We start from the raw sequence: 10,560 nt of genomic DNA on the forward strand, positions 1-10,560 counted from the left end.
CCTGCTGCTGGAAGTCTGATCTTACTGACCCGAGGCACGGTCGCGGCAGGTTGTCTGCCGCCGCCGTGCCTTGTTTCAATCCGAACAAGGAAGAACACAAATGGCGAAGCAATTCGACGTGCTGGTCATCGGCGGCGGCCCCGGCGGCTACGTGGCTGCGATCCGCGCTGCGCAACTCGGTTTCAACACGGCCTGTGCCGAATCCAACCCCTACGCCGACCCGAAGGGCGAACCGCGCCTGGGCGGCACCTGCCTCAACGTGGGCTGCATCCCGTCCAAGGCGCTGCTGCACACCTCCCACCTGTTTGAAGAAGCCGGTCACGCCTTCGAGGAGCAGGGCATCTCCGTCGGCACCCCGAAGATCGACGTGGCCAAGATGATCGGCCGCAAGTCCAAGATCGTCGAGCAGCTCACCTCCGGCATCAAGGGCCTGTTCAAGAAGAACAAGGTCACCTTCCTGGCCGGCCACGGCGCCTTCGTCGCCAAGACCGACGCCGGCTGGCAGGTCAAGGTGGGTGAGGAAGTCGTCGAGGCCAAGCAGGTTATCGTGGCCACCGGCTCTTCCGCCCGTCACCTGCCGGGCATCCCCGTCGACAACAAGCTGATCTGCGACAACATCGGCGCCCTCGACATCGACGCCGTGCCCAAGCGCCTCGGCCTGATCGGTTCCGGCGTCATCGGCCTTGAGATGGGTTCGGTCTGGAACCGTCTGGGCTCCCAGGTCACCATCCTCGAAGCCATGGACAGCTTCCTCGGCGCTGCCGATCAGGACGTGGCCAAGGAAGCCCTCAAGCTGTTCACGAAGCAGGGCCTCGACATCAAGCTGTCCGTGAAGGTCGGCAAGGTCACCGCTGGCAAGAAGTCGGTCACCGTCGAGTACGAAACCAAGGATGGCGCCCAGAAGGCCGAGTTCGACCGCCTGATCGTCTCCGTCGGTCGCGTGCCCAACACCGCCGGCCTCAACGCCGAAGCGGTCGGGCTCAAGATCGACGCCCGCGGCTTCATCGAGGTGGACGACCACTGCAAGACCAGCCTGCCCGGCGTGTGGGCGGTGGGCGATGTGGTGCGCGGCCCGATGCTGGCCCACAAGGCGATGGAAGAGGGCGTGATGGTTGCCGAGCTGATGGCCGGTCAGGCCGGTCACTGCAACTTCGACACCATTCCCTGGGTCATCTACACCTCGCCGGAGATCGCCTGGGTCGGCAAGACCGAGCAGCAGCTCAAGGCCGAAGGCGTGGCCTACAAGGTCGGCAAGATCCCGTTCCTGGCCAATGGCCGCGCCCTGGGCGCCGGTTCCCCGGCCGGCTTCGTGAAGATGATCGCCGACGCGAACACCGACCGCATCCTTGGCGTGCACATCATCGGCGCCAACGCCTCCGAGCTGATCGGCGAAGCCGTCGTGACGATGGAGTTCGCCGGCGCGTCGGAAGACCTCGCCCGCATCTGCCACGCCCACCCGACCCTGTCGGAAGTGGTGCACGAGGCGGCGCTGGCGGTGGACAAGCGTCCGCTGCACTTCTGATGAAGCGGCCGGCCTTCGGGTCGGCTAGTCTTCAGCCGGGGGCGGTCAGGCGGTAAAATGCCTGCCCGCCCCCGATCCCATTGGTTTTACCGTATTCGTTTCACCGAATTCTCGCCATGCCGCACCGAATCCTTAAAGTTGCCGAGAACGGCATGATCGAAGCCTACGAGTCGCTCCTCAAGGCCCGGGGCTTCAAGTCCGATCCCGCCCAGCGCGCCGCAGCCCAGCGCCTTCAAGGGCTGTATTCCGAGCTGGTGGCCTTCAAGGCGGCGCGGCGCGGCACCATCCGCAAGCTGCTGTCCCGGCCCAAGCAGCCCCGCAGCGTTTATTTCTGGGGTGGCGTGGGGCGCGGCAAGAGCTTCCTGATGGACTGCTTCTACGATTCGGTGCCCTACCAGCGCAAGCGCCGGGTGCACTTCCATGCCTTCATGCAGGAAGTCCAGAACGACCTGAAGAACCTCAACCACGAGCCCGACCCCCTGCAGAAGGTGGCCGACCGCATCGCTCGCCAGACGCGCCTGCTGTGCTTCGACGAGTTCCACGTCTCCGACATCGCCGACGCGATGATCCTCGGCCGCCTGCTCGACGCGCTGTTCGCCCGCGGCACCATCTTCGTGATGACCTCGAACTACCCGCCGGACGGCCTTTACCCCAACGGCCTGCAGCGGATCAACTTCCTGCCCACCATCGACATGATCAAGCGCCGCTTCGACGTGGTCGAGGTGGATCACGGCACCGACTACCGCCTGCGCACCCTGGAGCAGATGGAGGCCTTTCTGGTGCCGGCCGACGACACCGCCGATAAGCACCTGGCCAAGGATTTCGAGCAGATCGCCGGCACCAAGGGCGAGCCCGGCGAGATCGAGGTGCTGGAGCGCAAGCTCAAGGTGGTGCGCCGCGCGCCTGGGGTGATCTGGTTCGACTTCGACACCCTGTGCGGCGGCAACCGCTCCCAGAACGACTACCTCGAGATCGCCCGCGAGCACCACACCCTGATCCTCTCCCGCGTGCCCAAGATGAGCGCGGCGATGGCCTCTGAGGCGCGCCGCTTCACCTGGCTCGTCGACGTGCTCTACGACCACCGGGTAAAGCTGCTGGTGAGCGCCGAATGCCAGGCCTACGACCTCTACGTGGAAGGCCGGCAGGCCAGCGAGTTCCACCGCACGGTCAGCCGCCTCATCGAGATGCGCTCCCGCGATTACCTCGCCGAAGCCCACCGGGTCGCCTGACACCCGATGCGCCCGTCTGCTGCCTGCGTTCTTGTTGCCTGCGCCGTGCACGCGCTGCCGGCCGCGGCCGACTACCGGCTTGAGATCGTCCCTCTGCAGCACCGCCCGGCGGAGCAGGTCGTGCCCAGCCTGCGTCCGCTGGTGGAGCAGGGCGGGGCGATCAGCAGCATGGGCGACAAGATCCTGCTGCGGGTCTCGCCGGCCAACCTGGCCGAACTCCGCGCCGCCATCGCCGCGCTGGATACCCCGCAGCGCCGGCTGGTGGTGTCGGTGCGTCAGGGCGAGGTGCGTGAAGCGTCGGGCGGCGGCCTGGGGGTGGAGGGCCGCCTCGCGCCCGGCGGCAGCCGCGTCATCGTCCGCGGCGGCGCCGGCAGCAGCGAGCAGCGCGACGACGTGAGCCAGCAGGTGCAGGTGGTGGAAGGGGGCAGGGCGCTGATCCGGGTCGGGCAATCCCTCCCGCTGATGTTCCGCGAATGGCGCGCCGCGCCCGGCGGCTGGGTGCAGGTGGATTCGGTGCGCTACATGGACGTGGGCACCGGCTTCTATGCCGCGCCCCAGGTGGTCGGCAAGCAGGTGACCATCGAGATCGGCCCGTCGATGGAACGCCTGGGCGAAGGTGGCGCGGTCGAATCGACCCGCCTTGCCACCACCGTCACCGGCGCTCTTGGCAGCTGGATTCCTCTTGGCGGCAGCGCCGCCACCGGCCAGACCACCCGCTACGGCACCGGCGGCTACACCCAGGGCGCCCGCCAGGTCGACGCCCAGGTGTGGCTGCGGGTGGACGCCCTCGAATAGACCCCGATGAACGTCGAACACGCCTTTGCCGCCGACGGCCCCCTTGCCGCGGCGATCCCCGGTTTCTCCCCGCGCCCCCAGCAGCTGGAGATGGCCGCCCACATCGCCCACATCCTCAAGGAGAACGGCGTGCTGGTGGCCGAGGCCGGCACCGGCACCGGCAAGACCTACGCCTATCTGGTGCCCGCGCTGCTGGGCGGCGGCAAGGTCATCGTCTCCACCGGCACCAAAACCCTCCAGGACCAGCTCTTCAACCGCGACCTGCCCACCGTCCGCGCCGCCCTCAAGGTGCCGGTCAGCGTGGCGCTGCTCAAGGGCCGGGCCAACTACGTGTGCCACTACCACCTGGCCCGCAATCTGGCCGACGGGCGCTTCACCACCCCCGAAGACGCCGGCCACCTGCGCGCCATCGGCCGCTTCGCGGAGCTGACCCAGAGCGGCGACAAGGCCGAGTGCCCCGAGGTGCCCGAAGACGCCGCCGCCTGGATGTTCGCCACCTCGTCCCGGGACAACTGTCTGGGGCAGGAATGCCCCAACATCAAGGAGTGCTTCGTCGCCGCCGCCCGCCGCGCGGCCATGGACGCCGACGTGGTGGTGGTCAATCACCACCTCTTCTTTGCCGACGTGATGCTCCGCGACGAAGGCATGGGCGAGCTGCTGCCCTCGTGCAACGCGGTGATCTTCGACGAAGCCCATCAGCTCCCCGAAACCGCCAGCCTGTTCTTCGGCGAGAGCGTGTCCACCGCCCAGCTGCTCGAACTCGCCCGCGACACCCGCTCCGAGACCGTCGCCGCCGCTCGGGATTGCCTCGCCCTCATCGAAGCCACCCGCAAGCTCGAAAAGGCCGCCCGCGATCTGCGCCTGTCGGTGCAGGCCGAGAACGCCCGCTTCGGCTACGCCCAGCTCGCCGACAACACCGCCTTCCACGCAGCCGTCGATGCGCTGGATGTGGAACTCACCGAGTTCTGCGCGCTGGTCGAATCCCAGGCCGAGCGCTCCGAGGGCCTCGCCAACTGCCTGCGCCGCACCCAGGAGATCCAGCAGCGCCTCGCCCGCTGGCAGGTGCCGGAGGGCACCGACTGGGTGCGCTGGGTCGAGGTCTTCAGCCAGACGCTTTCCCTCAACGCCACGCCGCTGTCCATCGCCTCCATCTTCAAGCGCCAGATGGACGGCCACCCGCGGGCCTGGGTGTTCACCTCCGCCACCCTGGCGGTGGGGCGCGATTTTGGCCACTACTGCCGCGAGCTGGGCCTCAACTGGGTCGAGCCGCCCATCGAGACCGCGGTGTGGGGTTCGCCCTTCGACTACCCGGCCCAGGCGGTGCTCTACGCCCCCCAAGGCATGCCCGAGCCCAACAGCCCGGACTACCCGGATGCGGTCGCCAAGGTCGCCATCCCCCTGATCCGCGCCGCCCAGGGCCGCACCTTCGTGCTGTGCACCTCGCTGCGCGCCATGCGGCGCATCCACGAACTGATCGCCGACGCGCTGGAGCGGGACAAGCTCGACCTGCCCCTGCTGATCCAGGGCGAAGGCTCCCGCTCCGAGCTGCTCGACCGCTTCCGTCGCCTGGGCAACGCCATCCTGGTGGCCAGCCAGAGCTTCTGGGAAGGCGTCGACGTGCCCGGCGACGCCCTCTCGGTGGTGGTCATCGACAAGCTGCCCTTCGCCCCGCCCGACGACCCGGTGCTCGCCGCGCGCATCGAGCACATGAACAAATCCGGCCGCAACCCCTTCATGGAATACCAGCTCCCGCGGGCGGTCATCAACGTCAAGCAGGGCGCCGGCCGGCTCATCCGCACCGAGCGCGACAAAGGCGTGCTCGCCATCTGCGACCCGCGCATGCTCACCAAGCCCTACGGCCGCCGGGTGTGGCAGAGCCTGCCGCCCATGACCCGCAGCAAGGTCGAATCCGAGGTGGTGGCCTTTCTCGAAGACCTCCCGCCGCCGGCCGCGCGGCAGGGCTGAGGCGTCGGCGAGCGGTATCTGCTCGCGCGCGAGCAAAGCCGATTAGCGATCAAGGAAAATTTGCTTGGCCGCGAGTAAAACGGATTTGCGCGCAAGCCGCAGCCATTCGTGCGCAAGTGATTTTTGCTTGCGCGCAAACGGATTTCACTTGCGCACGAGCAAAAATCACTCGCGTGCAAGCGGCAGCCGCTTGCGAACGAATCTCCCTTGCTTGCGCGCAAGCCACCACGACTCGTGCGCAAGCAGCCACTCCTCGCGCGCGAGTCTTTTTCGCTTGCGGGGCCGGCCGATCCACGCGGCGCGGCGCTGGCCCCCGCTGCTACAATCCCGCGCCTGAACCCTCGCACCGATGCCGTCCTTGACCGACCCGAACGCCACCGCCCCGTCGTCGCCCAGCGCCCTCATCGCCCGCCTCGCCGGCGGCGCCGGGCACGACTGCGTCGACGCCGCCGAAGCCCTCAACGCCGGCTGCCAATGCGTGTCCCTCGACCGTCAGGCGCTGCTCGCCGCGCTCGCCCGCGACCCCCGCGACGGCGCGCTGCAGGCGATGATCGCCGAGTCGCGCCCGCACCTGTTTGCCGAATCGATGGCCTTCGTGTCGGCCGCGCATGTGCGGCAGATGGCCGATCTGATCGCCGCCATCCACCGGGTAGTGGCCTTGCCCGGCTGGCAGGACGCGGTGCTGGCCCACGCCCCGGCGTCCGCCCGCCACCTCAGCCGCGCGGCCGGGGTGTTCCTGGGCTACGACTTCCACCTCGCCGATGCCGGCCCCCAGCTCATCGAGATCAACACCAACGCCGGCGGCGGCCTGCTCGCCGCCATCCTCGGGCGCGCCCAGCGGGCCTGCTGCGACGAGGTGGCCGAAGCCATGGCCGCCCTGCAGGGCCACGCCTCGGGCGATCTGGAGCAGGTGTTCTTCGAGATGTTCCAGGCCGAATGGCGGGCCGAGCGGGGCGATGCGCCGCTGCGCAGCGTCGCCATCGTGGACGAAGCACCCCAGGGGCAATACCTGCTGCCCGAGTTCCTGCTCTTCCAGCGCCTGTTCGAGCGCCACGGCGTGGCCGCGTGGATCTGCGATCCGTCCGAACTCGCGCACACCGCCAGCGGCCTGATGCTCCATGGCCAGCCGGTGGATCTCGTCTACAACCGCCTCACCGATTTCTCCTTCGACACCCCCGCCAGCCATGCGCTGCGGCAAGCCTGGCTGGCCGCTTCGGCGGTCATCACGCCGCACCCCCGCGCCCACGCCCTGTATGCCGACAAGCGCAACCTGGTGCTGCTCTCCAACCCCCACGCCCTGCGCCGGCTTGGCGCGACGGAGGCCGACATCGCGGCGATTGTCGCCGGCGTGCCGCGCACCGAGGCGGTCACCGCGGCCCAGGCGGCGGATTTCTGGGCCCGCCGGCGCGGCCTGTTCTTCAAGCCCGCCAGCGGCTTTGGCAGCCGCGGCGCCTACCGGGGCGACAAGCTCACCCGGCGGGTGTTCGACGAGATCATCGCCGGCGACTACATCGCCCAGGCCCTGGTGCCGCCCTCCGAGCGGCGCCTGTCGGTGGGCGGCGAGGCCGTCGCCCTCAAGATGGACCTGCGCAACTACGTCTATCGGGGCGAAGTCCAACTGGTCACCGCACGGCTTTACCGCGGTCAGACCACCAATTTCCGCACCCCCGGCGGCGGCTTCGCGCCCGTGCTGGCGGTGCCCTGCGGCCACGAAGGAGCAGCATGAAGGTTTTCGGATTTGCCGGCTGGTCCGGTTCGGGCAAGACCACCCTGATCGAGCAGGTCATCCCCGAGATCACCCGCCGCGGCCTCAAGGTGTCGGTCATCAAGCACGCCCACCACGGCTTCGACATCGACAAACCGGGCAAGGATTCCTGGCGTCACCGGGAGGCCGGCGCCAGCGAGATCCTGCTCATCTCCGACGAGCGCTGGGTGCTGATGCACGAGCTGCGCGGCGAGCCCGAGCCCGATCTCGACGCCCAGCTCGCCCGCCTGTCGCCCTGCGATCTGGTGCTCGTCGAAGGCTTCAAGGCGGTGCAGATCCCCAAGCTCGAAGTCCATCGCCCGGCAGTGGGCAAGCCGCTCCAGTACCCCGACAACCCGGCCATCGTGGCCATCGCCACCGACGCGCCCCTCGATGCGCCGCTGCCGCGCCTCGACCTCAACGACCCGGCCGCCGTGGCCGATTTCATCCTCCGGCACCAGGGCCTAGGATGAACGCCCCCCGATGCGCCTGCGGCGTGGAGGCCCGGCTTTGCATGGCCGGGCCGGCCCAGGGGCCGTGCTGCCGTGTTTCATGTGTTGCGCGTGGTACGCCGCGCGATGGAGAACCGATATGAGCAATCCCATGCGTCCCTTCGACGAGGTGCGCGCCGCGCTGCTGGCCGCCGCCAAACCCGTCGCCACCATCGAAAACGTGCCCACCGCCGAAGCCCTCGGCCGGGTGCTGGCCGTCGATCAGGTGTCGTCCCTCAACGTGCCGCCCCTCGACAACTCGTCGATGGACGGCTACGCGGTGAATACTGCCGACGTCACCGCCCCCGGCGCCCGCCTCACCGTTGCCCAGCGCATCCCCGCCGGCAGCGTGGGCCACACCCTGGCCCGGGGCACCGCCGCGCGCATCTTCACCGGCGCCCCGGTGCCCCACGGCGCCGACGCCATCGTGATGCAGGAGCTGTGCACTGCCGACGGCAACAGCGTCACCATCGACCACGTGCCCCGCGCGGGCGAGTGGGTCCGCCGCGCCGGCGAGGACATCGCCCAGGGCGCCACCGTGCTCACCGCCGGGGTGCGCCTCACGCCCCAGATGCTCGGCCTCGCCGCGTCGGTGGGCTGCGCCACGCTGCCGGTGTTCCGGCGCCTCAAGGTGGCGCTGTTCTCCACCGGCGACGAACTCGCGATGCCCGGCGAGCCGCTGCCCCCCGGTGCCATCTACAACTCCAACCGCTACGTGCTGCGCGGCCTGCTCGAAGCCCTCGGCTGCGAGGTGGACGACCTGGGCATCGTGCCCGACACCCTGGACGCCACCCGCGCCGCCCTGCGCAGCGCCGCCGCGGCCAACGACCTGATCGTCACCAGCGGCGGCGTGTCGATGGGCGAGGAAGACCACGTGCGCCCGGCGGTGCAGGCCGAAGGCCGGCTCGATCTGTGGCTCGTCGCCATGAAGCCCGGCAAGCCGGTCGCCTTCGGCCGCGTCAACGACCCGGCGGGCGGCGAGGGCGCCGCCTTCATCGGCCTGCCCGGCAACCCGGTGTCCAGCTTCGTCACCTTCCTGCTGCTGGTGCGGCCCTTCGTGCTGCGTTCGATGGGCGTGGCCGACTGCCTGCCTCGCGCGCTGCCGCTCACCGCCGCGTTCGACTGGCCCCGGCCCGACCGCCGGCGGGAGTTCCTGCGCGCGCGCATCGACGCCGAAGGGCGGGTCGCGCTGTTCCCCAACCAGGGCCCCGGCGTGCTCAGTTCCACCGTGTGGGCCGACGGCCTGGTGGATAACCCCGCCGGCCAGACCGTCGCGGCCGGCGATCCGGTCCGCTTCATTCCCTACTCCGAACTTCTCTCGTAAGCCCCCATGAGCATCAAGGTTCTGTATTTCGCCAGCCTGCGCGAAACCCTCGGCTACTCCCACGAGACGCTGGCCCTGCCGGCCTCCATCGCCACCCTGGGCGACCTGCGCAGCCACCTCGCCAGGCGCGGTGGCGCCTGGGAGGCCCTGGGCGAAGGGCGCAACGTGCGCATGGCCATCAACCAGGAGATGGCCGGCGCCGACACCGCCGTGGCCGACCGCGACGAGATCGCCTTCTTCCCGCCCGTCACCGGCGGCTGATTCCCCACCTTCACCGCGAGGCCCACCATGAACTCCGTCAGCGTGCAGGAAGCCGACTTCGATGTCGGCGCAGAGATTGCCGCGCTCTCCGCCGGTCGTACCGACGTGGGCGCGGTGGCCAGCTTCGTCGGCCTCGTGCGGGCCGACAAGCTGGCCGGGGAGGGCAGCGAAGTGTCGGCCATGACCCTCGAGCACTACCCGGGCATGACCGAGAAGTCGCTGGAAGCCATCGTGGTCGAGGCTGGAAGCCGCTGGCAGCTCCAGGCCACCCGGGTCATCCACCGCTTCGGCCGCCTCACGCCCGGCGAGCGCATCGTGTTCGTGGGCGTCGCCAGCAGCCACCGGGGCGACGCCTTCGCCGCCTGCGAGTTCATCATGGACTACCTGAAGACCCGCGCGCCCTTCTGGAAGAAGGAAGACACCCCCGAAGGCGGCCGCTGGGTGGACGCGCGGGAAACCGACGACAACGCCGCTGCGCGCTGGGAATCGCCGGCGGGCTGAACCCGCCGCCACCGGCCCATCCGCCCGGTGCAAGGCGGGTGGGCCGTGCGCGCCTTAGCGCAGCGGCAGGCTGATCTTCTTCTCGAGCAGCCGCAGGCGCAGTGTGGAGGGCTCGCGAATCTCGGCAAGGCAGTCGGTCTGACTGGCCTGGGTGGCATCCAGCAACATCTCGGTGAGCTGGTTGGTGCGCAGCATCTCGTGGCCGAAGGCGCGCGCCACTACCTCGGCGCTCTGCGCGCTGCCGCCCTGAAGGAAATCCTTGTCCCGCAGCTTGTCGGCCAGCGGTGCGAGCGGCGAGGTTTCCGGCAGGCTGGCCTGGTCGCTGCCCGGCTGCCCGTCCTGCTTCGCCGGATAGTTTGCCAGCAGCGCGTTGTCGGGCACCGTGAACTTGCCGGTGCCGATCCGCCCCCAGTCGTCGTTCAGCCGCGCGGCGAGCCGGAAGCTCCGCAGCAGGGAGCAGGGGGCGAGGGGGTTGGCCCGCGCGCTCGCCGGGCTGGCCAGCAGCTCGGGCGTCGTCAGTTGCGCCAGCAGCGCGTCGCCTTCGGTCTTTCCGGTGGTCGTAAAGTAGATCGAGACAAAGGCCGGGTGGGTCATGCGGGCGGCCTGACTGTCGGCGTCGTTCGGTATGGGCGGAATCGCGGTTGCGTCGGTCAGCAGGGCCAGGCACCGGCCCTGGTCGAGATGAGACAGCCGGACCGCGGCGGTGCTGCTCGCCGCCCAGGAGCGGA

10 protein-coding genes are annotated in these 10,560 nt (G+C 69.5%); 9 read left to right on the forward strand and 1 reads right to left on the reverse strand.

Annotation, left to right across the window (positions count from 1 at the left end; genetic code table 11):
- Positions 1 to 100: 100 nt before the first annotated feature.
- The 9 genes from lpdA (at position 101) to moaE (ending at position 9,832) form a co-directional block, all read left to right on the forward strand.
- Positions 101 to 1,522 (forward strand): dihydrolipoyl dehydrogenase, encoded by a 1,422-nt coding sequence (gene lpdA / locus ACE3N6_RS18340; protein WP_374247268.1) that lies wholly within the window; start codon positions 101 to 103, stop codon positions 1,520 to 1,522.
- 116 nt (positions 1,523 to 1,638) lie between these two features.
- Positions 1,639 to 2,751 carry a cell division protein ZapE gene (gene zapE / locus ACE3N6_RS18345; RefSeq protein WP_374247270.1) on the forward strand — a complete coding sequence of 371 codons (1,113 nt, stop codon included), beginning with the start codon at positions 1,639 to 1,641 and terminating at the stop codon, positions 2,749 to 2,751.
- 6 nt (positions 2,752 to 2,757) lie between these two features.
- Positions 2,758 to 3,546 (forward strand): hypothetical protein, encoded by a 789-nt coding sequence (locus ACE3N6_RS18350; protein WP_374247271.1) that lies wholly within the window; start codon positions 2,758 to 2,760, stop codon positions 3,544 to 3,546.
- Positions 3,547 to 3,552: 6 nt separating this feature from the next.
- Positions 3,553 to 5,511 (forward strand): ATP-dependent DNA helicase, encoded by a 1,959-nt coding sequence (locus tag ACE3N6_RS18355; RefSeq protein ID WP_374247272.1) that lies wholly within the window; start codon positions 3,553 to 3,555, stop codon positions 5,509 to 5,511.
- Between the two features lie 358 nt (positions 5,512 to 5,869).
- On the forward strand, positions 5,870 to 7,237 hold the full coding sequence (locus ACE3N6_RS18360; protein ID WP_374247273.1) for a hypothetical protein: 1,368 nt from the start codon (positions 5,870 to 5,872) through the stop codon (positions 7,235 to 7,237).
- Complete coding sequence (gene mobB, locus ACE3N6_RS18365) at positions 7,234 to 7,728, forward strand: molybdopterin-guanine dinucleotide biosynthesis protein B (protein WP_374247274.1); 495 nt, start codon at positions 7,234 to 7,236, stop codon at positions 7,726 to 7,728. The genes ACE3N6_RS18360 and mobB overlap by 4 nt, the downstream gene beginning before the upstream one ends.
- Before the next feature lie 118 nt (positions 7,729 to 7,846).
- Positions 7,847 to 9,070, forward strand: a complete 1,224-nt coding sequence (glp, locus tag ACE3N6_RS18370) for a gephyrin-like molybdotransferase Glp (protein ID WP_374247275.1) — start codon at positions 7,847 to 7,849, stop codon at positions 9,068 to 9,070.
- A gap of 6 nt (positions 9,071 to 9,076) precedes the next feature.
- Positions 9,077 to 9,331, forward strand: coding sequence for a molybdopterin converting factor subunit 1 (gene moaD, locus ACE3N6_RS18375; RefSeq protein WP_374247276.1), 255 nt, complete (start codon positions 9,077 to 9,079; stop codon positions 9,329 to 9,331).
- A 27-nt stretch (positions 9,332 to 9,358) separates the two neighbouring features.
- Complete coding sequence (gene moaE / locus ACE3N6_RS18380) at positions 9,359 to 9,832, forward strand: molybdopterin synthase catalytic subunit MoaE (RefSeq protein ID WP_374247277.1); 474 nt, start codon at positions 9,359 to 9,361, stop codon at positions 9,830 to 9,832.
- 54 nt (positions 9,833 to 9,886) lie between these two features.
- On the opposite strand, the gene ACE3N6_RS18385 is transcribed toward moaE, so the two are convergent.
- A partial coding sequence (locus tag ACE3N6_RS18385) for a hypothetical protein (RefSeq protein ID WP_374247278.1) occupies positions 9,887 to 10,560 on the reverse strand: 674 nt, incomplete at its 5' end.

The organism is Zoogloea sp., from assembly GCF_041904905.1.
In the GTDB taxonomy this organism is placed as follows: Bacteria; Pseudomonadota; Gammaproteobacteria; order Burkholderiales; family Rhodocyclaceae; genus Zoogloea.